Origin of the sequence: Hyphomicrobium sp. (assembly GCF_003987855.1) — a bacterium.
In the GTDB taxonomy this organism is placed as follows: Bacteria; Pseudomonadota; Alphaproteobacteria; order Rhizobiales; family Hyphomicrobiaceae; genus Hyphomicrobium_B.
Window position 1 is genome coordinate 38,713 of the sequence record NZ_RXIZ01000005.1, and the last position, 26,732, is coordinate 65,444.

Annotated in this window: 25 protein-coding genes; 13 read left to right on the plus strand and 12 right to left on the minus strand. The window is 60.5% G+C overall.

All coding sequences use genetic code 11. From position 1 onward, the window contains the following. Positions 1-2 precede the first annotated feature (2 nt). Together EKK30_RS04205 and EKK30_RS04210 are read right to left on the minus strand one after the other, a co-directional pair. Positions 3-929 carry a bifunctional riboflavin kinase/FAD synthetase gene (locus tag EKK30_RS04205; protein ID WP_290980746.1) on the minus strand — a complete coding sequence of 309 codons (927 nt, stop codon included), beginning with the start codon at positions 927-929 and terminating at the stop codon, positions 3-5. Positions 930-1,002: 73 nt separating this feature from the next. After that, the gene (locus tag EKK30_RS04210) at positions 1,003-1,440 is read right to left on the minus strand and encodes a MaoC family dehydratase (protein ID WP_290980748.1); all 438 of its coding nucleotides are present in this window, start codon (positions 1,438-1,440) and stop codon (positions 1,003-1,005) included. A gap of 243 nt (positions 1,441-1,683) precedes the next feature. Here EKK30_RS04210 and EKK30_RS04215 point away from each other — a divergent pair, with 243 nt between their 5' ends. Next, entirely contained in the window at positions 1,684-2,433 is a 750-nt protein-coding gene (locus EKK30_RS04215) for a cell cycle transcriptional regulator TrcR (protein ID WP_290980751.1), read from the plus strand. A 3-nt stretch (positions 2,434-2,436) separates the two neighbouring features. Here the strand turns inward: EKK30_RS04215 and EKK30_RS04220 are convergent, their stop codons facing one another. Both EKK30_RS04220 and EKK30_RS04225 read right to left on the minus strand, forming a co-directional pair. Next, positions 2,437-4,155, minus strand: coding sequence for a SulP family inorganic anion transporter (locus tag EKK30_RS04220; protein WP_290980754.1), 1,719 nt, complete (start codon positions 4,153-4,155; stop codon positions 2,437-2,439). 78 nt (positions 4,156-4,233) lie between these two features. Continuing rightward, complete coding sequence (locus EKK30_RS04225; protein WP_290980865.1) at positions 4,234-4,542, minus strand: helix-turn-helix domain-containing protein; 309 nt, start codon at positions 4,540-4,542, stop codon at positions 4,234-4,236. A gap of 218 nt (positions 4,543-4,760) precedes the next feature. Here EKK30_RS04225 and EKK30_RS04230 point away from each other — a divergent pair, with 218 nt between their 5' ends. Next, entirely contained in the window at positions 4,761-6,386 is a 1,626-nt protein-coding gene (locus EKK30_RS04230; protein ID WP_290980757.1) for an acyl-CoA synthetase, read from the plus strand. Here the strand turns inward: EKK30_RS04230 and EKK30_RS04235 are convergent, their stop codons facing one another. Both EKK30_RS04235 and EKK30_RS04240 read right to left on the minus strand, forming a co-directional pair. Beyond that, on the minus strand, positions 6,387-8,336 hold the full coding sequence (locus tag EKK30_RS04235) for an acyltransferase family protein (RefSeq protein ID WP_290980760.1): 1,950 nt from the start codon (positions 8,334-8,336) through the stop codon (positions 6,387-6,389). Between the two features lie 226 nt (positions 8,337-8,562). Next, complete coding sequence (locus EKK30_RS04240) at positions 8,563-9,219, minus strand: glutathione S-transferase family protein (RefSeq protein ID WP_290980763.1); 657 nt, start codon at positions 9,217-9,219, stop codon at positions 8,563-8,565. A gap of 127 nt (positions 9,220-9,346) precedes the next feature. Here EKK30_RS04240 and phaZ point away from each other — a divergent pair, with 127 nt between their 5' ends. After that, entirely contained in the window at positions 9,347-10,561 is a 1,215-nt protein-coding gene (gene phaZ, locus EKK30_RS04245; protein ID WP_290980766.1) for a polyhydroxyalkanoate depolymerase, read from the plus strand. 52 nt (positions 10,562-10,613) lie between these two features. On the opposite strand, the gene EKK30_RS04250 is transcribed toward phaZ, so the two are convergent. Then, the gene (locus tag EKK30_RS04250) at positions 10,614-10,913 is read right to left on the minus strand and encodes a hypothetical protein (protein ID WP_290980769.1); all 300 of its coding nucleotides are present in this window, start codon (positions 10,911-10,913) and stop codon (positions 10,614-10,616) included. A gap of 296 nt (positions 10,914-11,209) precedes the next feature. Here EKK30_RS04250 and EKK30_RS04255 point away from each other — a divergent pair, with 296 nt between their 5' ends. From EKK30_RS04255 to EKK30_RS04265, 3 genes are all read left to right on the plus strand, one after another. Then, complete coding sequence (locus EKK30_RS04255; protein ID WP_290980772.1) at positions 11,210-12,055, plus strand: DUF1236 domain-containing protein; 846 nt, start codon at positions 11,210-11,212, stop codon at positions 12,053-12,055. A gap of 130 nt (positions 12,056-12,185) precedes the next feature. Next, positions 12,186-13,445, plus strand: coding sequence for a zinc metallochaperone GTPase ZigA (gene zigA / locus EKK30_RS04260; protein WP_290980775.1), 1,260 nt, complete (start codon positions 12,186-12,188; stop codon positions 13,443-13,445). A gap of 193 nt (positions 13,446-13,638) precedes the next feature. Next, a complete protein-coding gene (locus EKK30_RS04265) occupies positions 13,639-14,622 on the plus strand; it encodes a catalase family peroxidase (RefSeq protein WP_290980778.1) in 984 nt (327 codons plus the stop codon). A gap of 66 nt (positions 14,623-14,688) precedes the next feature. Here the strand turns inward: EKK30_RS04265 and EKK30_RS04270 are convergent, their stop codons facing one another. The 3 genes from EKK30_RS04270 to EKK30_RS04280 all read right to left on the minus strand — a co-directional run bounded on the left by EKK30_RS04270 (position 14,689) and on the right by EKK30_RS04280 (position 16,403). Then, positions 14,689-15,723, minus strand: a complete 1,035-nt coding sequence (locus EKK30_RS04270) for an SRPBCC family protein (protein ID WP_290980781.1) — start codon at positions 15,721-15,723, stop codon at positions 14,689-14,691. Then, positions 15,695-16,054 (minus strand): metalloregulator ArsR/SmtB family transcription factor, encoded by a 360-nt coding sequence (locus tag EKK30_RS04275; protein WP_290980784.1) that lies wholly within the window; start codon positions 16,052-16,054, stop codon positions 15,695-15,697. Before EKK30_RS04275 ends, EKK30_RS04270 begins: the two co-directional genes overlap by 29 nt. 169 nt (positions 16,055-16,223) lie before the next feature. Continuing rightward, positions 16,224-16,403, minus strand: a complete 180-nt coding sequence (locus EKK30_RS04280) for a DUF465 domain-containing protein (protein ID WP_290980868.1) — start codon at positions 16,401-16,403, stop codon at positions 16,224-16,226. Positions 16,404-16,654: 251 nt separating this feature from the next. Between EKK30_RS04280 and EKK30_RS04285 the strand changes: the two genes are divergently transcribed. Genes EKK30_RS04285 through EKK30_RS04295 form a run of 3 tightly spaced genes read left to right on the plus strand, consistent with a single transcriptional unit; the run spans position 16,655 to position 19,702 of the window. Continuing rightward, positions 16,655-16,861: a DUF465 domain-containing protein gene (locus EKK30_RS04285; protein ID WP_290980787.1), complete on the plus strand. Its 207-nt coding sequence runs from the start codon at positions 16,655-16,657 to the stop codon at positions 16,859-16,861. Between the two features lie 49 nt (positions 16,862-16,910). Then, the gene (locus EKK30_RS04290; protein WP_290980790.1) at positions 16,911-17,930 is read left to right on the plus strand and encodes a ligase-associated DNA damage response exonuclease; all 1,020 of its coding nucleotides are present in this window, start codon (positions 16,911-16,913) and stop codon (positions 17,928-17,930) included. Between the two features lie 2 nt (positions 17,931-17,932). Then, a complete protein-coding gene (locus EKK30_RS04295; RefSeq protein WP_290980793.1) occupies positions 17,933-19,702 on the plus strand; it encodes a cisplatin damage response ATP-dependent DNA ligase in 1,770 nt (589 codons plus the stop codon). A 37-nt stretch (positions 19,703-19,739) separates the two neighbouring features. Here the strand turns inward: EKK30_RS04295 and EKK30_RS04300 are convergent, their stop codons facing one another. Beyond that, the gene (locus tag EKK30_RS04300; RefSeq protein ID WP_290980796.1) at positions 19,740-21,092 is read right to left on the minus strand and encodes an amidase; all 1,353 of its coding nucleotides are present in this window, start codon (positions 21,090-21,092) and stop codon (positions 19,740-19,742) included. A gap of 233 nt (positions 21,093-21,325) precedes the next feature. On the opposite strand from EKK30_RS04300, the gene EKK30_RS04305 reads away from it, so the two are divergent. Next, positions 21,326-22,546 carry an aminotransferase class V-fold PLP-dependent enzyme gene (locus EKK30_RS04305; protein ID WP_290980799.1) on the plus strand — a complete coding sequence of 407 codons (1,221 nt, stop codon included), beginning with the start codon at positions 21,326-21,328 and terminating at the stop codon, positions 22,544-22,546. An 82-nt stretch (positions 22,547-22,628) separates the two neighbouring features. Here EKK30_RS04305 and EKK30_RS04310 read toward each other — a convergent pair whose 3' ends face one another. Then, positions 22,629-23,597: a D-glycerate dehydrogenase gene (locus EKK30_RS04310; protein WP_290980803.1), complete on the minus strand. Its 969-nt coding sequence runs from the start codon at positions 23,595-23,597 to the stop codon at positions 22,629-22,631. 189 nt (positions 23,598-23,786) lie between these two features. On the opposite strand from EKK30_RS04310, the gene EKK30_RS04315 reads away from it, so the two are divergent. The 3 genes from EKK30_RS04315 (at position 23,787) to EKK30_RS04325 (ending at position 26,728) form a co-directional block, all read left to right on the plus strand. After that, positions 23,787-24,161: a hypothetical protein gene (locus tag EKK30_RS04315; RefSeq protein WP_290980806.1), complete on the plus strand. Its 375-nt coding sequence runs from the start codon at positions 23,787-23,789 to the stop codon at positions 24,159-24,161. Between the two features lie 159 nt (positions 24,162-24,320). Next, positions 24,321-25,952, plus strand: a complete 1,632-nt coding sequence (locus EKK30_RS04320) for a tyrosine-protein kinase domain-containing protein (RefSeq protein WP_290980809.1) — start codon at positions 24,321-24,323, stop codon at positions 25,950-25,952. 302 nt (positions 25,953-26,254) lie between these two features. Then, positions 26,255-26,728: a hypothetical protein gene (locus EKK30_RS04325; protein ID WP_290980812.1), complete on the plus strand. Its 474-nt coding sequence runs from the start codon at positions 26,255-26,257 to the stop codon at positions 26,726-26,728. Positions 26,729-26,732 lie beyond the last annotated feature (4 nt).

Consider the following 26,732-nt stretch of genomic DNA (forward strand, 5'->3'; position numbering starts at 1 on the left):
ATCTAGGACGCGGCCAAAACCGCCTTCACCGCGGCGATGTCCTTGTCCATCTGGGCAACAAGCTCTTCGACGGAATGAAATTTCCTGTCGGCGCGAATGAAGTCGATGAATTCCACTTCCATGGTTCGGCCGTAAAGGTCGCCGTTGAAGTCGAACAGAAAAACTTCGAGTACGGGCATGCCGTCGTCGAACGTGGGGCGCGTGCCGAGATACGCAGCGGCGTTGTGCGGGACGCCATCGAAATAGGCTCTCACCGCGTAAATCCCGTGGCCCAGGGTCGTGCCCTTCGGCATCGGCACGTTCGCGGTGGGATATCCCATCCCAGTGCCCCGCTTGGCGCCGCCGACGACCTTGCCGGAAACGCGCCATGGCTCGCCCAGCACATGGGCCGCGCCTTTGACGTCACCCTGCGCCAGATAGAGCCGCACGGCGGAAGACGAGAACGGTTCGCCTGCTTCTGCGACTGGCGGCATGATGGTCACTCCAAATCCAAACTCTTCGCCCGCGCGCAGCATCATTTCCGGATTGCCGCTTCGCTTATGGCCGAAATAGAAGTCGTAGCCGATGATGACGTGACTGGCGCCGAGCCCGGCCACGATCACGCGTTGAATGAAATCTTCGCCCGATAGATTTGCCAACTCCGCGTTGAACGGCTCGACGAACGCGAGATCGAGACCCAGCGCCTCGAAGATCGCCAGCTTCCGCTTCAGCGGCGTCAGCCGGAAGTGCGCCTCGTTGGGCTGGAAGAATTCGCGCGGATAAGGCTCGAATGTCATCGCCGACGCCAGCACCTTCTTTTCCGCAGCCCGCGACTTGGCTTCCGCCAGCAGCGCGCGGTGCCCTCTATGCACACCGTCGAAATTTCCGATAGCCACGGCCGCCCCGCGAAACTCAGGCAGAACGTGCTTATGGCCATGAATGACGTGCATGAGAATGCGGCCTCGTCGGTCATCCCGATAGCGGCAGTCTAAGGGGTAAGGGAAACGCGGGCGAGACTGCCCTTTACTTTGGCCGGGCGGGAACCATCAGAACCGCCTCACCCGTCAACACCGGCTTGCCGCCGACGGAGCAGAGGCACTCGAAACGCGCCCGCTTCTTGTCGGGAATGAGTTCGACGAGGCGAACGAGAGATTCGACCCGATCGTCGATCTTCACCGGACCTTTGAAGTTCAGCGACTGCGATACGTAGATCGCCCCGGGCCCCGGCAGCTTCATTCCGAAAATGGCCGATATGTAGCCTGCCGACAGAATGCCGTGCGCGATCCGCTCGCGAAAAATCGTCTTTGCAGCGTATTCGGCGTCGAGGTGCACGGGGTTGTAATCCCCCGAGAGCGCAGCATAGGCGACGATATCCGCCTCGCTGACGATCCGCGACATCGAGGCTTCCTGGCCTACCTCTAAGTCTTCGAAATATTTCGTCCGGCCGGCTGTTGCGAGCATTCAGCGTCCCTGCACATTATTGCCCCAGGCTATTGGCCCTGGACATTTTTTCGAACACTAACCCGCTACAAACACCCGCCGCAACCACGCCGCGCCCGTTCTGGCTGCGGCCTTGTTGCATTCTATTAAGGCATTGAGCCTTGCATCCGAGCGCTTGGAAGCGTTATAAATACACCAATCCCTTCAATTTAACGTTTTACTGCCCTTCGCGAACCCCCTGCGAAGGACCGAAAGAGGACACCCATGAGCGATCGTCGCCCCCTGATGCCGAAAGCCACCGCCGTCTGGCTGGTGGAAAACACGGCGCTCTCCTTCGATCAAATCGCGGAGTTCTGCGGTCTGCATCCGCTCGAGGTCAAGGGCATTGCCGACGGCGAAGTTGCTCAGGGCATCAAGGGCATGGACCCAGTGACGACCGGGCAGCTGACGCGAGAGGAAATCGCGCGCGCGGAAAAGAACCTGTCGCACAAGTTGCAGCTCGCAGTCAGCAAGGTCGAGCTGCCGCCCCTGCCTCAGACGCGGAAAGGCCCACGCTACACGCCCGTCTCGCGCCGCCACGATCGGCCGAACGCCGTCCTCTGGATCCTTCGTAACCATCCGGAGCTGAAGGACAGCCAGATCATGCGTCTCGTCGGCACGACGAAGCCGACGATCGCGCAGATCCGCGACCGCACCCATTGGAATTCTGCGCAGCTGACGCCTCAGGACCCAGTCACGCTGGGTCTGTGCTCCCAAATCGATCTCGACGCCGAAGTGAAAAAGGCCGCCCGCCGCACTGAACGCGACCGCAAGGACGGCGGCGAGGAAGGCGAGCGCGCTGGAACGCTGCTCCCGGCCGCCGAGACGACGTCACCGTCCCGCGCCGAGATCCTGGCGCCCAAATCCTCTGAGCCAACCGAGGAGGAGACGCCCGAGCAAGAGCAGGCACGTGTGTTCGCCAAGCTCAAGGAAATGTCGTCGGGTCCCAAGGACGAAGAACAGAACGACGACTGATCCTCAGCTCATACTGGCGCTGGCTGGGATCATCGCCCGGCTGGCCGCCACAGCGTCTTCGACATCGGCGGCATAGTGCACGAGCGGCAGCTTCAGGCCCGCACGCAAAAGCGCCTGACGCACGCTGCGGTTGGCTGAGGTGAAATAGATCTTCGTTCCCGCGCGCCCGAGTTTGTGTGCAAACCTGTCCAGCGTGCGCGCCGCCGTGCTGTCGACGAAAGACACATCGGCAAAGTCGAGAATGAAGGTTTTCGGATGCGCTCCGATGCGGTCGAGGACTGCGCTGACGGAACCTGTTGCTCCGAAAAAGAAAGCGCCCGAAATTCGATAGACCATGATGTCGCTGCCGAGCGCCGTCGGTTCGGACGCGGCCTCCGGCTTGTCGGCGACATCGTCTTCGATCAAGACGTTCCCCGTCTCGATTTCCACCGCCTCCGCCATGCGGTGAATGAAGAGGAATGCGCCGAGCGTAACGCCCACAGCGATAGCCGTCGTGAGATCGACGAAGATCGTCAGGAGGAAGGTGGCAAGCAGCACGGCGGCGTCGCCCCATGAGGATCTGAAGAGCGCTGCGAATTCCTGCTTCTCCGCCATGTTCCAGCAGACCACGGCAAGAACGCCGCCGAGGCTTGCAAGCGGAATGAATGCCGCGAGCGGCGCAGCCACCAGCATGAAAAGCAATACGAACACCGAATGCAGCATCCCCGAAACCGGACCGTGCGCGCCGGCTCGGACATTGGTGGCCGTGCGCGCGATCGTGCCGGTGACGCACATGCCGCCGAAGGTAACGGCGGCGACGTTGGCGACGCCCTGCGCGACCAATTCGCAATTTGAGCGATGCCTGCGACCGGACATGCCGTCGGCGACAACGGCGGAGAGAAGACTTTCGATCGCACCGAGAAGCGCGATGGAGATCGCGTCGGGCAGTGCGGCCTGAAGCTTGGCCAAGTTGATCGCTGGCAGATGCGGCGCGGGAAGCGTGCGGGGAACTTCGCCGAAGCGCGAGCCGATGGTCGCGACGTCGAGACCCAGGCCCCAAGCGAGAAGGGAAGCCACAGCGACGGCGATCAGCATTCCCGGCCAAGTCGGCCTTACTCTCCGCATGCCGACGATGATGCCGATCGACAGGGCGGATATCGCAATCGTGGCCAATTTCATGGTGCCGAGAGCAGGGATGATCGCCTCGAGCTTGGGGAGCAGCGCGGCCGGCTCATGGGCTATGTCGAGCCCGAGGAGATCCTTGATCTGGCTGGCAAAGATGATGATCGCGATGCCGGCCGTGAATCCGACAGTCACCGGAAACGGAATGTATTTGATGTACGTGCCGAGCCGGAGAAAGCCGGCCGCCGTCATCATGAAACCGGCCATCACGGTTGCGATCACCAGGCCGTCGTAACCCCGGTGCTCGACGATTGTGGCGATGAGAACGATGAACGCACCCGCGGGACCTCCGATCTGGTAACGGCTTCCGCCCAGCGCCGAAATCAGGAAGCCTCCGACGATGGCGGTAAACAGGCCTTTCTCTGGAGACAGCCCCGATCCGATGGCGATCGCCATGGACAACGGAAGCGCCACGATCGCGACCGTGAGGCCCGAAACGGTATCGGCGCGCAAATCCTTCAGCCGATAGCCTTCGCGCAGCACCGTGACGAGCTTCGGCGTGAACAGTTCGGCCCAGCTTGGCCGATGGCGCGCCGGGGAATCACTGGCCGAAATCTCCATGTCTTCGCCTCTTTGAATGAGAGCGGCGAACTCGTCGGCTGCAACACCGGCGCTATCGTCGCTGAAACGTGGAAGTACTCAGGCCCCGCCTTTCCTCCGGCGCTGCGGTCGCGGAGGTGATAGCGCTGCCTTGAGCGACTGGCGTTCCTTGAAGCGGACGCCGCGTCCTTGGCCGCTGCTGGGTGTATTCTCGCCGATGAGCTCGATGCCAGCGGCCTCGAAGGCCGCCACGACTTTGGTCAGGGTGTCGACGACACCGCGGACGTTACCGGTGCTCGCTTCCATGCGTTGAATGGTCGGCAACGAAACACCAGCGCGCTCGGCCAGCGTTTGTTGATCGATCCCGAGTAGAGCGCGACCGGCTCGCATTTGGCTGGCGGTAATCAGGGTGTCCGCTCCATACCCCTAAAACTCAAGTTTTCTTACTAGACATTGATGTTTCAAACATCAAGATAGACCTTTCACAAATGACAGCCGGATTATCGACGAAAGCGGTAATGGACGACTGCCGGATCTGACGTGAAGGGCAAAAAATCCGCCATTGTCCGTTTCCGGCGCATTCGCTAGCGTCTTGGGAAAGCAGGAAGAAGCAGGGCCCGCAAAAAGTGTCGAACCCATTTGAGCATCATCTCGATAAGAATCCGGCCAACTATCAGCCGTTGACCCCACTCTCGTTCCTGTCGCGCTCGGCCCTCGCCGCGCCGAACCACACCGCAATCATCCACGGCAATACCCGCATCAGCTATGCGGAGTTCTATAGCCGCTCGAAAAAGCTCGCCTGCGCCCTGGCTCAGAAATACATCGGCCCCGGCGACACCGTCTCCGTGATGCTGGCGAACACGCCGGCGATGCTCGAAGCCCACTATGCCGTGCCGATGGTCGGTGCCGTCCTTCACACCATCAACACACGTCTCGATCCGGCAATCATCGCTTTTCAACTCGACCACGCGGATACGAAAGTTCTCATCACCGATCGCGAGTTCTCCAGCGTGATGAAAGCTGCGCTCGCGCTGGCAAAGGTGAAGCCGGTTATCATCGATTACAACGATCTGGAGTTTCCACAGAGCGGCGAAGCTCTATCGTCGATCGATTACGAAGCCTTCCTGGCGCAGGGCGACCCGGACTTCAAATGGCGCTGGCCACAGGACGAATGGGAAGCGATCTCGCTCAACTACACGTCCGGCACGACAGGCAATCCCAAAGGCGTCGTCTACCATCACCGCGGCGCGGCGCTGATGTGCTACGCGAACGCCATCTCGACCGGCATGACGCGTTTTCCAGTCTATCTTTGGACGCTGCCGATGTTCCATTGCAACGGTTGGTGCTTCCCTTGGACCATCACCATGGTCCAGGGCACGCACGTCTGCTTGCGATGGGTCAGGGCCAAAGCGATGTACGAGTCCATCGTCGCGAATAAGGTCACGCACCTGTCGGGCGCGCCGATCGTCATGGCAACGCTGCTCAACGCACCTGACGACGAGAAGCAGAAGATCGAGCACGTCGTCGCCTTCAACCATGCCGCCGCTCCGCCGCCTGCCGCCGTAATCTCGGCGATGACAGATGCGGGCTTCGAGCTCACCCATCTTTACGGTCTCACCGAAACCTACGGGCCGGCGACCATCAACGAATGGGATGCCGACTGGAGCGCGTTGGAGCCAGCCGAACGAAGTGCCAAACGCATTCGCCAAGGCATCCGCTACGTCGCCCTCGAAGGCCTGACCGTGAAAGACCCCGAAACGATGCGCGACGTGCCCGCCGATGCCGAGACGCTCGGAGAGGTCATGTTCCGCGGCAACATCGTCATGAAGGGCTATCTCAAGAACGCCAAGGCCACCGATGAAGCGTTCGCGGGCGGCTGGTTCCACTCCGGCGACCTCGGCGTGATGCATCCCGATGGCTACATCCAGCTGAAGGACCGCTCGAAGGACATCATCATCTCGGGCGGCGAGAACATCTCGTCGATCGAGGTCGAAGAGGTTCTTTACAAACATCCCGCCGTAGCGTTCTGCGCCGTCGTCGCCAAACCCGACGAGAAATGGGGTGAAACGCCCTGCGCATTCGTCGAACTGCGTCCTGGCGCTTCCGCAACGTCTGATGAAATCATTGAGTGGTGCCGCGCCGGGCTCGCCCGCTACAAGGTTCCTCGCCACATCGTATTCGCGGAAGTGCCCAAGACCTCCACCGGCAAGATCCAAAAATTCAAGTTGCGCGAAATGGCGAAGGACGCCTGATCACGGCGCGCTCGCGTGCATCCCGGAAAGCTCAGGTTCGGGCCATATGACCGGCACGAGCAGCCGGCTGGCGATCAACTGCGCGCCGCTCATCGACAGATGGTTGTTGTCGAAATAGAGGACGGCACCGTCTTGGTAAGCCTTGCATCGGCTTCCTGAACAAATCTCCTGTGAGATCGGGAGAAAGATGGCTCCCTGCGCAGTCGCAATGGTGCTCAGGCGAGCTTCGACGTCGTGTATCTCGTCATCGTGCTGCTCGAACGAATAATCGCTGGGATCGCCGCCCAACGCTGCCCAACGCGCAACGGCAGCTGGAATGCCCGAGGCGGAGGGCAAGTCCGGCACGGGGCCTAGAACGATCACGCGATGACCGGCACCGCGCAGTGCAATTATAGTCCGTTCGATGCCGGGCCAGAATTGATCCGGAAATTCCCGGCTCCAAGTTAGGGAATAGCTCGCGAGCACGACCGTCGATGGCGCAATCGACGTCAGACGCTCTAGCATCCTGTCGTTGTACTCGCTGCAAGCCGAGCGTCGAGCATAGGTGAACCCCGATGCGGGCGGACAGCCGGACGCCGTGATCTGCCGCACGCTGGCGTGCCGGGGCTTTGCGAACTCGCCCAAGACCGCGCTGAATTCCGCCCCGTGACTGTCGCCATAGACGATCACGCTCGGCGCGACGTCATCGCCGAGCACGCAGGTGTCGTCGAAGGATTTGCTGCCGGCGTGGGAGTGGCACTTTTCGCGTAAGGGACTGGCGTCCTCGCGCGCCGCCGCGATCTGCAGAACGGTCTCGGGGAATCTCTCGGGTATGCCGCCCAGCGCGATCAACGCCCAAGCCGAGGCCGCCAACGCGCCGAGGCCCAGTGGACCGCTCGCGAAAATGGCGCGTCGAGAAAAGGCGCCGGCGCCTCGTCGGCGAAAGGGCTGCTCGACGAAGTGCCACGTGAAGATTGCGAGCCCCACCATCACGACCGCCAGCGAGACCTGCTCTGTCCAAGCAAGGTGCTCAGACGTTGCGAGCTTCGAGAAAACGATCAGCGGCCAATGCCAGAGATACAGGCTGTAAGAGATGAGCCCGAGAAACATGAGCGGCCGAAACTTGAGGAAGCGGCTACCCGCCGCTTCTCCGCCCTCGCTGGCCCAGATCGCGAGCGCCGTTCCGATACAGGGCAGCAGAGCGGAAGCACCCGGAAACGGGGTCTTGGACGTAAAGCCGAAAACCGCCACCGCAATCGCAACGATGCCCGCCGCGACCGCGATTTCACGTTGAGCCTGCGAGGCGGGCCGGGGCAACAAACCCAATGCCAGGATTGATCCGGTAAGCAATTCCCACGCGCGTGTGTGTAAAAGGTAGAACGTGGCGGCGGGATGCTCCGGCAGCAGGACAACACTTGCGACGAGCGACGCCGCGAATGCCAACCAGATCACCGTCCCAAGCGCGCGCGGCCGCCAGCGGAAGACCGCCAAGAGCAACAGCGGGAAGACAATGTAGAACTGCTCCTCGATCCCGAGGCTCCACGTATGCAGCAGCGGTTGCGTGCCGCTACCCGGATCGAAATAGCCGGAATTGTCGAAAAACCAGACGTTGCTGTAGGAGAACGCCGCTGCGATCAGGCTCGACGAATAGCGCTTGAGTTCGTCGGGCAGCAGAAACGCGATCGCCATCGCCGTGGTGCAGGCGCAGACGAAAACCATCGCCGGCACGATGCGCCGGATGCGCCGCTCGTAAAAACGCGCGAGACTGAATGCGCCGGAGCGCATTTCCTCCGCGATGAGGCGCGTGATCAGGTAGCCCGATAATACGAAAAAGACGTCGACCCCGACGAAGCCGCCCGTAGCGAACGGCAGTTCGAGATGGTAGGCGACAACGGCAGCAACGGCGATGCCGCGTAGACCGTCGAGGTCCGGACGATAGCCCCCGACGTTTGCCGCGAAGGGATTAGGCACGGCGCGAGCCTCCGACGGCAGCCGAGGCCGGCGTCACTGCATACCCGATCATCGAACCCTCGGACGGACGTCCAATTGGAAGCGCGACACTGCGCAAGGCGAGTATCGGTCATTTCGATACAGGCCCTCAAACGAATTATTTGCCGGACTCCGTCGAGCCGTTCAAAACGCGTTCAGATTAGCCATGGACGCGCCGATATTGCGGCGCCGTACCCAAGAGGGAGGGTTAAAACTCGACCTCGAGTTCAACGATCTCATCGGGCTCGACGAGAGCACCCTGCGTCCACTCCTGCATGAGCGGCCAGTGGAATATGGTGTCGCAATAGGGCGTAAGAATCGGTTCGAGCGCCACGGCATAGGTTCTAAAGCGCGTGCAGACGGGCGCATACATCGCATCCGCAACGGTCGGCTTTGCGCCGAACAGATAAGGCCCGCCATACGCTTCAAGACACTCCGCCCAGATCGTCTTGATCCGCTCGACGTCCGGACGAGCACCGGAGAAAATCTTGAAGGACTGATGACGCGCCTTCAGGTTCATCGGCAGCGCCGAACGCAGGTTGTAGAAACCGGAATGCATTTCCCCCGACACTGCCCGGCAATGTGCACGCATTGCCTGATCCTTGGGCAGCAAGCCTGCATCTGGGGCGATCTCAGCGAGATATTCGGCAATAGCCAGCGTGTCCCACACGGTCACTCTGCCGTCCGACAGCCGGGGCACGCGCACCGACGGAGACAGCAGCAAAAGCTCCTGGCGCACCTCCTGATCGTCATGCGCAACAAGCTCTTCGTCGAAATCGAGCCCCGCCATCCGGCAGAGAAGCCAGCCGCGCAAAGACCAGGACGAATAGTTCTTTGACGATATCGTCAGTGTCGCTTTTGCCATCCGACGATCAACCCCGCTGCGCCGTAACCGTGCCTAAACAATTGTCTCGCAGCGCAGCGAGCGATGCACTACGTTTTTCCGTCGCATCGATATTTATGTTTACCGCCCGCGGGGGGGACGGACCCGAATGCTGTATCAAGCCTATCAGTTCCAGGACGACCTGCTCGCTCCGTTTCGCGAAGTCGCCAGGAACTCCAAGGCAGCGGTCGAACGGCAGATCATCCCGACTGTCGACGCCTGGCGGGCGCACCTTGCAGCCGGCTTCGAGATGATCTCGCGTTTCGAGCTCACGCACTCGCGTCCGGAGTTCGCGATCTCGACGGTGCGCGTCGGCAACCGTGATGTTCCCGTGTCCGAGGAGGTCGCTCTCAGTCTCCCGTTCGGCAACCTTCTGCACTTCCGCAAGGACATCGATAGCAAGCAGCCCAAAGTGTTGGTGGTCGCCCCGTTGTCGGGCCATTTCGCGACGCTGTTGGCCCGAACGTGCGAAACGCTTTTGCAGGACCACGACGTCTACATCACCGACTGGGTCAACGCCCGGGACGTCCCGTTGGACGCCGGCCGTTTCGGCGTCGATGAGTATGTCGATTACATCATTCGCTTCGTCGAAGAGATTGGCCCCGACACGCATCTGCTCGCGGTTTGCCAACCCTGCGTCCAGGCTCTCGTCGCCGTCGCAGTCATGTCGGAAGACAAGAACCCCGCAACGCCGCGCTCCATGACACTTATGGCCGGGCCGATCGACGTTCGCGAAAGCCCTACGGCGGTCAATAAGCTCGCAAGCGAAAAGCCGCTCTCGTGGTTCAAAGCCAACGTCACGGCGCGCGTTCCGGCCCGGTACGCCGGTGGAGGTCGCCGAGTCTATCCCGGATTCGTGCAGCTCTTCAGCTTCGTCGCGATGAACGTCGACCGCCATCGTGCGCAACATCAGAAACTCTATGACCATCTGGCCAAGGGCGAACTCGCCGAAGCCCAGAAGATCAAAAATTTCTATGACGAATACTTCGCCGTGCTCGATCTCACTGAAGAATTCTATCTCGAGACGATCGATCGGATCTTCCAGAAGGCGGAACTCGCGACCGGCGACTTCACCTATCATGGTCGAAAGGTTGATTGCGCCAAGATCCTGAAGACGGCGCTATTGACCGTCGAAGGCGGCCGCGACGACATCTGCGCGCTTGGTCAAACCTCAGCGGCGCATGATCTCTGCCAGTCGCTGCGTCCGCACTTGAAGCGACACCATCTGCAAGCGAACGTCGGTCACTACGGAACGTTCAACGGCAAACGCTGGGAGCGCGAGATCTATCCCGTCGTCCGCAACTTCATCCTGTCCATGGAATAGCTACGCGGCACATTGCGTGTGCGGCGCAGCGTGATCCTCATCTAACGGTCGACTATTTCACCCACACCTTGTGCTGGCAATCGAGCCATTTCGCGATCACCGACCGGTCGTGAAACTGGATCGCGCCGCAGTTTTGGCAAACGATCATCAGCACATTGACCGGCGCATTGCTTGAAGAAGACTTGCGCTCGCAGGTCAGCATGTGGATGTCGACATCGCAGTTCGAGCGGAAGCGGCCGCAAACCGGGCAGCCCGTGATGTGCTTCCCGAACAGAAAACGATCGACTTCAGCTTTGGTGAGATCTCGGGTTGGTGCGGTGGTGTCCCGTTCCACCGTGGCGGTATCTGTCATCGCAGTCACCGTTGTTCAATTCGCTTACTTGAAGCGTATGCTGAGAAACCAGCACGCACAAGAAGAGTTCAAACAAATCCGCCTGAAATTAAAGGTCTTTTGATACAGAATTCTTGTGCGCCGCAGTACGGCGCTTGGTGAGATCGATGCTCGGTTCGATCCCCATCGATCCGCCGACTCCATCGAGACGGCACGCTTTTTTGCTTTGTCCGGAACAGCACTCCTTCCAGCACGTTCACCACGCACTCGCGAGGGCAGTCGCGCTTGAATGTCGAATGGATGGAGAGGAACACGCTATGATGAAATATTCGATTGTTGCCCTCGCACTTGTGGCGGGGTCTTCATTTGCAATCGCCGATCCGAATGGCGCCGGCCCCGGTGGCGGAGCAGGCGGCGGCGCCGCGATGGAACGTTCCGGCGGAGGTGGCGGCATGGACCGCGCAGGTCCCTCGGGTGGTTCTCCGGCAGCGGCAATGAAAGGCGGATCGACCGAGGGGAATGGTGGCCCGTCTGATAACTTCCGTTCAGAAGGCAAGGGTGACCGCAGCTCGGCCTCGGAAGAGCGCTCCGGCTCCATGAAGCGAAATTCGGCTTCTGACGAGCGTTCTGGCTCGATGAAGAAGCATTCGGCGTCCGATGAGCGGTCTGACAAGTCCGATCGCCACCAGGCAGCTGATGAAAACCGTGGCGGCAAGGATCGCGATAGTCAGGCATCCGATCGCGACCACAATCGCAACAAAGATAACGACCGCGCAGACCGTGGCGAGCGCCAGGATAAAGATAAGATGCGATCGGAAGCCAACGATCGCTCACGCGGTGATCGCGGCGCAACGGGAACGAGCGAAGGCGCCGAGGGTAAGTCTCGGCCGCGAGGATCGATCACCAGCATCAGCCCGGAACAGAAGACCCGAGTTCGCTCGGCTTTCATCGGTCATCGCGTCTCCCCAGCGCGCGACATCGGCGTCGCGGTGAACGTCGGAGTGGTGGTGCCTCGTTCGGTTCACTTCTACCCGATCCCCCAGGACATCGTGACGATCGTGCCGGACTACAGCGGCTACGAGTACTTCATGATCGATGAGTCGCATGTCGCTATTGTCGATCCTGACACGCTCGAAGTCGTCGACATCATCGTCGTCGCGTAACGCCGCCATCGGCATTGAGAATGAAGAAGCCGTCGGCGGTGCCGGCGGCTTTATCTATTCTCCCACACCTCACTTGACGGATATTATAACATACTAATATACAGGCGATCTCATCTTCACGGAGGTCGTCATGGATTCCGGCATTACCGCTCACCTCAGATCATTATCAGCGACGCCCGACCGGCGGCTGCCGGTCACCGTTCTTTCCGGCTATCTCGGCGCGGGAAAAACGACGCTTCTCAATCACGTCCTGAACAATCGTGCTGGCTTGAAGGTCGCGGTCATTGTCAACGACATGAGCGAGGTCAATATCGATGCCGATCTCGTCGCGATGGGCGGCGCCGGTCTTTCCCGTACCGACGAGACGCTGGTCGAATTGTCGAACGGGTGCATCTGCTGCACGCTCCGCGATGACTTGCTGAAGGAGGTGCGTCGCCTCGCAGCCGAGCGCCGGTTCGACTACCTGCTCATCGAGTCGACCGGCATAGCCGAACCCCTGCCTGTGGCGACGACGTTCGAATTCCGCGATGAGAACGGACAAAGCTTATCCGACGTCGCCAGGCTCGATACGATGGTGACTGTCGTCGATGCTGCTCATCTTCTCAAAGACTATTCATCCCGCGACTTTCTTCGCGACCGGGGAGAGGTCGCAGGCGAAGGCGATGAGAGGCCCCTTGTCCAGCTTCTCGTGGAGCAACTCGAATTTGCCGACGTCATAGTCCTGAACAAGGTAGACATCGCGTCACCGCAAGACTTGGCGGCGGCCCGCGCGATCATACGATCGCTAAACGCCGATGCGCGCATCATCGAGACAAATCACGGCCGCGTCGAACCCTCCGATATTCTCGACACAAACCTTTTTGATTTCGAGAATGCGCACCGGCATCCCACGTGGCTCAAGGAGCTCAATGGCTTCAAGCACCACGTCCCGGAGACCGACGAGTACGGCATCTCAAGTTTCGTATATCGCGCACGCCGTCCATTCGTACCCGAAAAGATCCACGCGTTCTTCAATAGCGGGTGGCCTGGTGTCGTCCGCGCCAAAGGCTTTTTCTGGCTCGCCTCTCGTCCGCAATGGGTCGGCGAGGTCAGCCAGGCAGGCGCTCTCGTACGCCACGAGGCCATTGGTTATTGGTGGGCGGCGGTTCCCAAAAAGAACTGGCCGACTGAAGAAAGCCTGCTCGGCAGGATCGACAAGGGGTGGCATAAAATCTGGGGCGACCGCCGCCAGGAGATCGTCTTCATCGGCACGCGCGAAATGAACCCGGACAAGATCCGCGCCGATCTCGACGCCTGTTTGCTTGCGATTGCTGAGAACACGCGCGTCGACATTTCGCTCTGGCGAGGATTGCCCGATCCCTTCCCCGAGTGGCACAAAAACGTCGCCTGAGATGTAGGGCCTCGTCGGCCCGGACATTCACGGTACCGTAATAAGAATTCTTGATCATATCGATCATCGCCCCGTGGCTAACCGCCACGCGGGCTGATTTTTTGCGCAGATAATGTCTGTCCGTTGGGCTCCGAAGACGGTATGAAACCGCGGACATGATTGCTGTCATCAATACCGCAACGGAGAAGCTTCCATGATGTCCTATCGGCGCGTAGCTGCCGCCGCGCTCGTCGCTGCGATAACGGTCACCCCTCTGTCGCAAGCCAATGCGGACGCCGACGGGGAGAGTCTCGTGAACGCTCTCAATTCCGTCTTCGGCGCACACAAAGGTCTTCGGGCCGCACACACACACGGCATGTGTGTTAAGGGCAACTTCGTTCCCAGCAGCGACGCGGCCGCTTTCAGCAAAGCGCCTCATCTCAATTCGAAAACTCCGGTCGGCGTGGTCGGCCGCTTTTCAATGGGCGGCGGCGATCCAAACGCATCGAATGCCCAGAAGGACAATGTGCGCGGCATGGCGCTGCATTTCGATCTCGGGCATGACAATACCACCGATCTCGTGCTGATCTCCGCGCCGGTATTTGTTGCGCGCGATCCCGACCAGTTCCTGAAGCTGTTGACGACGGTGGCCACGAAGGACAAGGCCAAGATCGGCGAATACTTCAAGGAAAATCCCAACTCGACGCAGCAGGCGCAATTCCTGAATGCGCGACCCATCCCAGCAAGCTACGGCACGGTCGATTACTGGGGCGTTCATGCCTTCACCGCCACCAATGCCGAAGGCAAGAAGCAGGTGTTCAAGTACAAGGCCATCCCGCTCGCCGGCGATGTCGGCCTTTCTGACGATGAAGCCAAGACGAAGGACGCCGACTTCTATCGACCTGAGTTGAAGGATCGCTTAGCTAAAGGCCCCATTGAATTCAAGCTGACGGCCATTCTCGGCGAGGCTGGCGATCCGACGGACGATCCCACGAAGCTTTGGCCGGAAGACCAGCGCAAGTCCGTGACGCTGGGGACCATCTCGATCACCGGCTTCGAAGACGACAAGACGTGCGACGCCGGAATGTTCGATCCGACCAACGTGGTCGATGGCATCGAAGGGCCCGAGAACGACAAGATCTTCCCGATGCGCTCGCAGGCCTACGCCGTTTCGTTTTCGCGGCGGCAGGGCGGCTAAGAACCAGCCAAGCTTCCAGACAAATAAGGACACCTCCGGATGATAGCGGAGGTGTCTTTTTTGTGCCTACTCGCCCTTCTGCAGAGCACCCAGATAGCTCTCGAGCTGTCCGAACGTTCCGGACCAGCCCTGCGTCATGCTCGGACGCGCCTGTTCGAAGACCTCGCGCTCTTCAGCGCTCTCCTCGATCGGCGTCCAGGACACCGTGAGCTTCGTTTTTCCGCTCCCCACGTCCTCGAACGTGAAGATGGAAAGCATTCGCAGAGGCCATTTCGGATTCATCGGGTGTCGCGTCAGCCCGCCCTCCGCGTCCGAGAACGAATTGACAAGAACGATCCGTTCCGGTGCCGAAACCTCGCGGTAGACGAACAAGCCCCACATGATTGAACCATCCGGCGCTTGGAGGCCGTAGTGGTAGCGGCCGCCTGGGCGGAGATCCATCTCTCCGGCAATGCCCTTGAAGCCCTTCGGTCCCCACCACTCCTTCATGCGCTCGGGTTCCGTGAACGCCTTGAAGACCAGCTCGCGAGGCGCATCGAATACGCGTGAAATGACGAACGGCTCGATTTTTTCTTGTTCGTTCGATTTTGTCATACCGGTTTTTCCAGCTCGCGAGAGATAGTCTTCGAGACGAGCGAGCGTCTGATTACCGCCTTCGATCGCTCCGAACTCCGCCAACATCTTGCGCTGTTCAGGTGTCGCCAGGGTAAGCCGCAACGTCACTCTCGTGTTGCGGCCTTCTGGCTCGATCGTGACGGTAGCTTTGAACGCCTGCAGCGGGTTTCCGCCCTCGCCTTCATCGTGATCGTAGGCAAGGAACTCGAGTGGCCTCACCTCTGTGTAGCGGATGCGGTTCGGGTAATCGGTGCCGTCGGGACCGTGCATCGTGAAGAGCCATTGTCCGCCCGGCCGCACATCCTTTTCATAAGTCGTCGTCGTGAACCCGTTGGGTCCCCACCACGCGCTGATGTGTTTGGCATCGGTGAAAGCCGCGAATACCAGTTCCCGTGGCGCTGGAAGAAGCCGCGTGACGACCATCTCGCGATCCGAAGATGACGTTTCCGAAGACGCATCAGCTTCGCTTCGTTTGCTTTCGGCCACTTTTCTTCTCCTTGGCTTGCAACACGCGCAGATACTCATCGAGCCGATCGAAGCTCTGCTCCCAGAACCTTCTGTAGTGCTCCACCCAGTTGTCGACTTCCTTCAGCGGCGCTGGATCGAGGCGGCACGGCCGCCACTGTGCGTCCCGGCCTCTGACGACGAGACCCGCACGTTCAAGAACCTTCAGATGCTTGGAGACAGCGGGAAGGCTCATCTCGAACGGTTCCGCGAGATCGGTGACGGACGTCTCGCCGAGAGCAAGGCGCGCCAAAATCGCGCGACGCGTCGGGTCCGCAAGGGCAGCAAAGGTATCGCTCAGACGATCGGTCATATTTATCTTATCGGTTAAATAACCAGTCGGTTAAATACGGGAGGCGGGAACGTCGGTCAACAGCGATTTTCAGCGTGGGAGAAGTCCAGGAGAAAATATAAAAGCCCCGCCCGGACGGTTTCCGGTGGCAGGGCTTCGATCAGAATTCGATGATGTGATCAGCTGTGAGCTAGTGGCGTGTCTCTCGCCGTAAACGCTCTATCTCGTCCTTGAGCTTCAGCTTTTCCTGTTTCAACCTACGTACTTCGATATCGTCCGATCCGGGGCTCGCGATGGCTTGATTGATTTTCAGCTCTAGGGCCCGGTGCTTCTCTGCAAGTTCTACGAGATGCGACGTGATCGTCATCAGTTGCCTCCTAAGGAGATTGCCGACGTTGAAATCGTGCCACACGTTTACCGCGTTGTCCAACGCGTCTTTTGGCGAAGCTTCCATGTTTGATTTTTGTTACGCTGCAGCGCGGAGCTGCGGCGATTAGTGATTCGTAAAATAAATTCAGAGAATTAAAAGAACGCCCGAGTTCGCGCATCTGAGGAGTTGCCATCACAACGGCAATCACTCAAAAGCGATGGCGGTCGACCGGACAGCGGCAGGATAATGATATGGAGCGGCGCGACGAACGCGAGCTCAGGGAAGAACTGGTAACGTTGCGCGCCGAGCACCGCCAGCTCGATGCGGAAATCGCCGCCCTTGAAGATAATCCAACGGCTGACCAACTTCTCATCAAGCGGCTGAAAAAGAAGAAGCTCGTCCTGAAGGATCGCATTACGCAGATCGAGGACAAGCTGCTTCCCGATATCATTGCGTGAATGCCGTTTCGCGCTAGGCTGCTTTGCGGTTTCGCGCGTTTAGTGGTTCATGAGTTCGCCAGCACCTCCCGTCGACACGTGGCTGTATCCCGTAGGGTCCGGCCTTTACTGTGAGCCCGGCGATTTCTACGTCGATCCCGGCCGCAAGGTCGATCGCGCCGTCATTACGCACGGCCACAGCGATCATGCACGCTCCGGCCATGGCGCGGTGCTCGCGACCGCCGAGACCATCGCCATCATGAAAGTCCGCTATGGCGAGGATTGCGCCGGATCTTTCCAAGCCCTCGCTTTCGGAGAAACGATCTCGATCAATGGCGTGAGCGTCCGGCTCGTGCCCGCCGGTCACATCCTGGGTTCTGCCCAGGTCGTTATCGAATGGGCCCGACGGCGAGCAGTTGTATCGGGGGACTATAAGCGCGCCGCTGATCCGACCTGCGCACCGTTCGAAGTCGTCCCATGCGATGTCTTCATCACTGAAGCGACGTTCGGTCTTCCCGTGTTTCGCCATGAGAAGGCCGCGCATGAGGCAGAGAAGCTGCTCGCCTCACTCGCCGCCGAACCCGACCGCACCCATCTCGTTGGCGCCTACAATCTCGGCAAATGCCAACGCATGATCCGTGTCGTCCGCGATACCGGATACGACAAACCAATCTACCTTCACGGCGGCGTGATGGCCCTGACCGACCTCTATGGCAAGCTCGGCATAGATCTGGGCGAATTGCACGCCGTCTCCGAATCCGATCCGAAATCCATGCGCGGTAGCATCGTCATGTGCCCGCCGTCCGCGCTCGGTGATCGCTGGTCGCGTCGATTCGGCGATCCTGTCACAGCCTTCGCCAGCGGCTGGATGCGCGTCCGCGGCCGTTCCCGGCAAATGGGGATCGAACTGCCGCTCGTCGTCTCCGATCACGTCGATTGGCCCGAGCTTATTCAAACGATCATCGAAACCGAAGCCGAAGAAGTTTGGGTGACGCACGGGCGTGAGGACGCCTTGGTGCATTATCTTGGATCGATCGGCAAAAAGGCGCGCGCCCTCGCGCTCGTGGGCTACGGCGAGGAGGCGGAGTAGAGATGCGCGCCTTCGCTCGCCTCATGGATTGTCTGGTCTACACCCAGAGCCGAAATCGAAAGGTCGCGCTGCTCGGCCACTACTTCCGTTCGGCTCCCGATCCCGATCGAGGTTGGGCACTCGCGGCGCTGACCGATGGAGTTCCAATCCGTATGCCGTTGCGTCGGATGCTGAGCGATCTCGTCTCGCGCTTCATCGATCCCGTACTCTATCGGTTATCGCGCGATTACGTCGGTGACACCGCCGAAACCGTGTCCCTCCTTTGGCCCGACGACCGTGTCATCGTTCCCGAACCTCCGGCAGAAACAAGAGTGGAGGCGGATGCCTCTAAACCACGTCAGCTGCGGCTCGCTCTCGAACCACGCGCCGACGTCCCGGAATTGTTGGCGGCAAAAATCGGTGACAATTCCGGCGAGCTGCCCGAGCTATCCCTCGGCGCTGTCGTCGCCGCGATGGCGAACGGCACCACGGCCGAGCGGACCGAACGCCTCGGACATCTTCTCGATCAACTCGACGCCACCGGCCGCTGGGCCCTATTGAAGCTGATCGGCGGCGCGCCGCGTGTCGGCGTGTCCGCCCGTCTGGCGCGCACGGCACTCGCCGAAAGCTACAGCCGGGACGTCAGCGAGATCGAAGAAATCTGGCACGCATTGACGCCGCCATACCTCGACCTCTTCCAATGGCTGGAGGGCAACGCCGATCGTCCCGATCCCGGCGCAAAACCTGTTTTCCGGCCCGTCATGCTGGCCCATCCGGTCGAAGAGGAAGATTGGCCGCGGCTGGCTCCAGAAGATTTCATTGCCGAATGGAAGTGGGACGGTATTCGCGTGCAGATCGCCGCGCGCAGCGGTGACGTGAAAATGTTCTCGCGCCAAGGCGACGACATCTCCGCGGCATTTCCTGAAATCCGCAGTGCCTTTCAAGATCAGGATTGCGTTGCGGACGGCGAGCTTCTCGTCATGCGCGACGGCGAGATCGCCCCGTTCAACGATTTGCAGCAGCGCCTCAATCGCAAGAGCATCACCGCCAAGATGATGCAAATGTACCCGCCGCACGTTCGCCTCTACGATCTTCTGTTCGATGGCCAGGAAGATTTGCGAACTCTGCCGTTTGAAGATCGCCGCGCACGGCTGGAAGCCTGGCACGCCCAGCACCATCCGCCGCTGACCGATGTCTCGCAGCTCGTCGGCTTCAAGACGTTCGCAGAGCTCGGCGAACTCTGGTCGTCGGCGCGCGCCGAAGGCATCGAGGGCTTGATGCTGAAACGCCGCGCAGGCCCCTATCAAGCGGGCCGCGTCAAAGGCGAATGGTTCAAGTGGAAACGCGCAGCCCTGACGCTCGACTGCGTGCTGATGTACGCCCAGCGCGGCTCCGGCAAGCGCTCGTCCTATTATTCGGATTACACGTTCGGTGTCTGGAAGACCGACGACAATGGCGACCGCCAGCTTGTACCCGTCGGCAAGGCCTATTCCGGTTTCACCGACGAAGAACTTTTGATCTTGGACAAATGGATCAGAGGCCACACGACAGAAGCCTTTGGGCCAGTGCGCGCGGTCGAGCCGGAACTCGTCTTCGAAGTGGCCTTCGATGCCGTGCAGTCTTCGACTCGGCACAAGTCGGGCGTGGCGATGCGCTTTCCTCGCATCCACCGTATTCGGTGGGATAAGCCCGCCGCTGAAGCCGATACCATAGAGAGCGTTTTGAAGCTCATCGGCGGCGCCTCATCCGAGGCGGCTGCGGCTGCGGGCAATCCGGCTCAAACGACTGGCTGATACGTCGCGCGGTTCGGGGACCGGGCGTAGCCCTTACTCATCCTTGCCGCCCACGCTCACGCATCATCCAGGATGCGACGCGAAGCAGGCGCGCGCTATCTTCCCGCGCGCCGACAAGCTGCACACCGGCGGGCAGCGCGTTAATCGACAGCAAGGGCAGCGAGATGCACGGCATGCCCAGATACGTCCAAAGTCCATTGAACATCGGACTTCCCGTGCTTGCCAGTCCCAGAGGCGCAACGCCTTGAGCGGCGGGCGTAAGGATGACGTCATTATTCACGAAGATCGACCGCAAATCATTGTAGAGCGCTTCACTCATGCCTCGCGCCTCATCGTAGCTCGCGGCAGAAAACGTCCGGCCCTCCGCAATGACTTCCTTGAGCTTGGCGGAAACCCGATCCGGATTGGCGTCGGCGATGGGGCCATAGTTGCGCGCAATGTCGGAGAATTGCACGATCTGCTGCAGGCGAATGATACGGTCGAACTCCGCTGGCAGCGGCGTCTCGTTGACTTCCACTTCGCCTTTGAACGTCGAGGCGAAAAGCTCGAATGCGGCACGCATGTTTTCGTCCGCCTGCGGCCAAGCCGGCGATTTGACAAATGCGATACGCGGCGGCCGCGCCATCGGCGTCGTGAGCGCAGCCACAAGGGAAGGCTTGCGCCCCGGGATCATGCCGCGATCGCTGATATCGAAGCCGTCGATGCAATCGAGAAGGAGGGCTGTATCTTCGACCGAACGGGCATAACCGCCGATCGTGTCCAGCGGCGGAGACTGTTCCAGAACGCCGGTGCGAGACACGTAGCCGAACGTCGGCTTCACGCCCACGACGCCGCAATACGATGCCGGGCGTATGATCGACCCCGCCGTTTGCGTTCCGAGCGCCAGCGGCACCTGGAAGTCCGCAACCGCCGCAGCCGATCCCGAAGACGATCCCCCTGGCGTGCGCTCCGGATCATGCGGATTGCGCGTTTCACCCGGACCGAAGAAAGCGAATTCGGTTGTAACCGTCTTCCCGAGGATGATCGCACCGGCCGATTTCAATTGCGTCACCACGAACGCGTCGGCCGCCGGCTGCCGTCCGGCGAACACGGGCGAACCAAGCTCCGTGGGAAAGTCCTTCGTGTCGATAATGTCCTTGACGGCGACGGGAATTCCAGCCAGCGGACCCATCTGTTCGCCGCTGGCACGCTTTGCATCGCTGGCGCGGGCCGCTTCCAATGCGGCTTCGGAGTTGATGTGCGCCCAAGCGCGTACCGTGTTGTCGCGAAGCGCGATTCGGTTGAGGCAGGCGCCGACGAGCTGCTCCGACGTGATCTCGTTGGCGGTGAGCGCCCGCCGCGCTTCGATTGCGCTCAGTCTTTCCAGGCCGTTTCGCTCACTTGCGTTCATTCGCCCTCCAGCAGGCCCTCGCTTGCCTTTGTCGGACCTTTATCGCAAAGCAGGGCAGGCATAATTTGTTTGTCGGCCCAGACTAATACGGGAAAATTTTCTTGGCGGACCACCGCCGAGACAAAAAGCGCCTGAGAGCCGGTCGAATAGAGCGTGCGGGCAATTGTATCCGGGGCGGTTCGGTACTAGGACACGCGCGGAGACGAACAATAAGAAGACCCTTGAGGACCATAATGTCGAGAAAGCATCGCCGGCCGGGCCGTCACTTTTTGCAAATTCCGGGGCCGACCCCCGTGCCGGAGCGGATCCTTGCGGCCATGTCGCGCCAGATTCTCGACCACCGGGGACTTGAATTCGGCGAACTTGGGCGTCGCGTCCTCAGCGGCATCAAAGGCCTTTTCAAGACCCAAGGGCACGTCATCATCTATCCGGCGTCGGGCTCTGGCGCGTGGGAAGCGGGTCTCAGCAATACGCTTTCGCCGGGCGACAAGGTCCTGATGTGCGAGACAGGGCAGTTCGCCGTGCTTTGGGAAGCCATGGCGCGCCGGCTCGGCCTCGAGACAGACGTCGTTCCGACCGATTGGCGGATCGGCGCGGATGCAAACGCCATCGAGAAGAAGCTGCGCGCCGACACCGAAAAGAAGATCAAGGCCGTCTGCGTCGTGCACAACGAGACATCGACGGGCTGCCTGACGCGGCTCGATGAAGTTCGCAAAGCGATCGATGCGGCCGGACATCCCGCGCTACTCATGGCCGACGCGATCTCATCGCTCGCCGCTGCAGACGTGCGCCACGACGAGTGGGGCATCGACGTGACGGTGGCGGGTTCCCAGAAGGGCATGATGCTGCCGCCGGGCCTCTCGTTCACGGCCATCAGCGCCAAGGCGATCGAAGCCACCAAGACAGCGCAGCTGAAGAAGTCCTATTTCGCGTGGGATGACATGCTGTCGATGAACGCGACCGGTTACTTCCCCTACACTCCGGCCACTGGCTTGCTGTACGGCCTCGCTGAAGCCATCGACATGATCAACGAGGAAGGCCTCGAGAACGTCTTTGCGCGGCATCGCCGCTTGGCCGAGGCGACGCGCCGGGCCGTCCAGGCTTGGGGCTTTGAAACACAGTGTCGCGACGCGAAGTATTATTCGCCAGCCGTTACGACCGTGCAGATGCCGGAAGGTCATAACGCCGACGCCTATCGCAAGATCGTGCTCGACAACTTCAACATGTCGCTCGGCACGGGGCTCAATAAGATCGCCGGCAAGGCTTTCCGCATTGGCCATCTCGGCGACACCAACGAACTCACCGTGCTCGGCGCGCTGACGGGCGTTGAGATGGGCTTCGAGCTTGCCGGCGTTCCCCACAAGAAGGGCGGCGTCGCTGCCGCCATGAGCTACATCGCCGAGACCGCGAACCCGGCTCAAGCCGCCGAACAGGCGGCCGCTGCTGCCGCATAGGAGCGAACGCGGAGCGAGATAGCTGAAATAAAAAATGGCCGGGTTCTCCCCGGCCATTTTCGTTCGATCAAAGCCTCAAAGATCAGGCGAGCTTGAACGGCATGTCCTTGCCCGCGAAGAACGCATCGATGTTGTCGAGCGCTTCGAACCCCATCTGATTGCGGGCCTCGATGGCCGCCGAGCCCAAATGCGGGAACAGAAACGTGTTCGGCAGGTCGTAATAGCCTTCGTTGATCTTTGGCTCGCCGGCAAAAACGTCGAGACCGGCATATCCCAGGCGTCCCGACTTCAGCGCCGCGATCATGTCTTCGTCATTGACGAGATCGCCGCGCGCCGTGTTCACGACGATAGCGCCTTGCGGCAGCTTATCGATCGTCGCTTTGTTGAAGAAGCCGCGCGTCTCGGGCGTCGACGGCGCATTGATCGAGAAGAACTGCGAGACCTTGAGCAGGCTGTCGAGATTGTCGTGATAGATCGCGTTGTACTTCGCTTCGACCTCGGGCTTCGCGCGGTAGATGTCGTAATAATGGATTTCCATGTCGAAGCCGCGCGCGCGCTGCGCCAGCGCCTGCCCGATCTTGCCGAAGCCGTAGATGCCGAGTTTCTTGTTATCGAGGCGTTGGCCGACGAGTTGCAGCGGCTGCCAGCCGGGCCAGGAGCGCGTGCGGATCATCTTTTCGCCCTCGCCCGCGCGGCGTGCCGAGCCGAGCAGCAGCAGCATCGCGATTTCTGCAGTGGCGACCGTGACGCCGTGCGGCGCGTTGCCGACCTTGATGCCGCGTGCCTTACACGCTTCCAGATCGATGTGATCGAAGCCGATGGAGAACGTCGAGATGCACTTGATGTTCTCAGGCACCCGATCGATGACGGCCTTGGGGCACTTCTCGTTGAGCGTCAGGAGGATCGCGTCCACCGACTTTGCCGTCTCCAGCATCTCATCGACGGTGATCTTCGGGTTGTCCCCATGTGCGATGACATCATAGGTCTCGCGGGCGCGGGCCATGGCAGCTTCGGGCAGAGGCCACGTGATCAGGATCTTCTTCTTGGACATGAGGTGAGGGGTCTCCCGGAAATCGGAGTTTTTCGCCGGCACGCTTGTGCCCGACCGCACGGGCCCTGACAAGCCCGCTTGTCCGTTCCGCTGCACCGCAACCGGCCGTGAGACAACGCTTTTTTCACCATAGCGGTGCACACTGTCGGGCCGATTGAGAGCACCCGCCTCCGCGTCCGGAGCAATGCTATGCGCACGATTTTGTTTGGTCTGGCCCTGCTCGCAGTCGCGAAGGTCTGGTACCAGGATCATACCTACCGCGCCGCCATGAGCGATGCCGTGGTCGAAGCCTATCGCGACCGCGCCGCCGAGGCCTGTCGCCGCAGCGCCGTGAAGCGCGCGCCCGGCGCCAGGGAGGTCAATCCCAACGCCTGGACCACATCCACGACGGCGGAAGCGGTGATGGGCAACCTCGATCTCAACGTCGCCATTTGGGATACGCAGAATCCGCTGTGGGATGAGCGTTTCCGCGACCCGCATATCGTTCTGACGTCGCAGATTGGCCAGCGTTGCGCCTACGACGTGCGCAAAGGCGGAACGACGCTGCTGGCCTCGGCTCGCTGAGATCGACGCCGCACAGGTGCAGATACACGCGAACTGCCTTTTAACCAACAACCCCCTGTTCATCTTTGCGGATGAAAATAGCGCGTGATTCGGCGTGTTCGCCGACTCGCAGGTGTCGTGGCCCCGATGGCCCTATGCACCGTGGAAGACGCCGAGACCATGGCTGACGACAAGGCATACGCAGACGCCCCTCATCGGACAGGGTTCACAATCACTTGCGCCCGTGGCGCGGTCTTGAAGCGGGCCAAAGCCGTGTTGCTGGTTCCGCTCGTTGCCGCGTTCGCTGCTTTTCTCGTCCTGACGCTCATGCCTGAACGGTATACCGCTTCAGCGCTGATCCAAATCGGCCCGCGCCAAATGCCGGCGGCGGCCGACGATCCAGATGCGCTTCCCGCTCCCGCGACATTCGAAGCCGAACGTAAGTCCATCGAAAAAGAAATTGCCGCCCTGCAGTCCGCCTCTCTGATGGAGCGGGTGATCGCCGAGCTCAAGCTCGACGATGATCCCGAGTTCAAGAAGCAGCCTTTGTCGGCAGTCATCTTATCGCCTTTCACGAAGACCGATTCCCAGGCGATCGCTCGGGAAGTTTTTAGATCCGGTCTCGCCGTTCAGCGCCTTCACAACTCCTCGCTCATCGCGGTTCGATATTCGTCGCCTGATGCCGCGAAAGCCCAGCAGATAGCCAACACCATCGCTTCGATCTACGTCGCCGGAGAAAACCCGGCATTGGCCGCAAGCGACGCGACGAAACTCAGTCAATCCGAACCAACGGCGTCGGAACGAGCGTTTTCCGCCATGCTCGCGGAATATGGCTACGCGCGCACGCTGAGCCGGGCGCAAGTCATCCAGAAAGCGCAAATGCCCTCCGAGCCGGCCGGCGCGAAGAAGCTGCGTGTTACCGCGATAACAGCCATCTCTTCGCTCGCGATCATGCTCGCCCTTGCCGTGCTTCTTGAACGCAACGCCTTGCTCCGCACGCGCAAGGTGGAAAAAACGCTCGCCTGCCCGCACATGACGACGCTGCCCGCAATGACGTCCGACGGTGATGAAGACGCGACCGCATCGGCCAGGTCAGCCCGCCTCATCGTTGCCGAACCCGCTTGCCCTTACGCCGACGCCGTCCGCGATGCTTGCAGCGAACTTGCCAAGCGGACAGACGGCGAGAGCACGCGCGTCATCCTCGTAGCATCGGCTCTGCCCGGCGAAGGCGCGGAATCGTTCGCATCGAACATGGCGCACCATCTCGCAGTGGCTGGCGAGAAGACCCTGCTCGTCGACTGCGATTTCCGCTCCAAAGGTCTGACGCGACAGCTGTCACCCCACGCCACGGCGGGTCTTCTGGATCAGATCGCAAACCACGCCCCGGTGGAGAAAGTCATTCTGCGCGACAGTCTCACCGGCGTACACTTCTTGCCGGCCTCAGGACCGGCGCCCGTATCGCTCGCCGTTCCTGCAGCCTTGCGCTCGCTCGGCTTCACGGCGTCGTTCCAATCCCTGAAAGCGCGCTTCTCGACAATCGTTCTTGCCGCTCCGCCGCTGCTCGACACCACGGATGCGCGGGCCTTGGCCGAGCTCGCCGACCAGATCGTCTTCCTGACGGCGTGGCACCGCACGCCGCACGCCGTTGCCAAGAAGGCGCTGGCGGTGCTCGACGCGCATCAGCACAAGGTGGCAGGAGCCGTGCTGACGGACATTTCGGATGAGAGTGATTCCAGCCTCATGAGCTTCGGCGCGATCTTCCGAGAAATCCGCCGTGCGACGCGCCTGGTCTCGTTCGACCGCGCGGCCTGACGACGCGGCACGCGGGCCGGGATATACGCCCGAAGGATAAGAGTAGCCGGGAACGACTCTCCGAAATCGCCAGAAGGGAAAGTTTCTGACTGCATTTCGGGAAAAATTCTCGATGCGCCGCCGTGCGGTGAGACCCCGCAATTGCCGAAGCCCATTCACCTGGAAACTGTTCTAAATCAAAAACGACCCCAGCGGTGCCGAGCCCAGCTTTTCTTACAAATTTCACACTGGCAACCATCTGCCAAAGTGGCTACACGCGTTGCGAGCACCTTCAAAATCAATACGCAATGGAAAGTCTTAACGTGATCAGAACTCTGAAGCGTTTGTTGCTCTCTTGTGCGCTCGTTCTTCCCGTCTGCCTTTGCGCAGGGTTGGCCCTCGCCGATCCGGAGACGCCCGCCGCCAAACCCGCGGCTGAAGACGCTGGCAATGGTGTACACATCGAACTCAACAAGCTCGAAACCTCCGAGAAGGGCTGCCGGGCCTACATGGTCCTCAACAATCCGGCTGAAGCGAACTATCAATCCTTCAAGATCGATCTGGTGCTGTTTCAGACCGATGGCGTCATCGGCAAGCGCTTCTCCATCGATCTCGCGCCGCTGAAGCCGAAGAAGAAGACCGTCAAGCTGTTCGAGATCGACGGAATTCAGTGCGACAAGATCGGGTCATTCCTCATCAACGACGTCATGGAATGCAAGGCCGACGGCGCCGCTGTGGCGGGCTGCCTCGACAAAGTGAAAACGTCGACCCTGACAAACGTCCAGCTATCGAAGTGAAGCA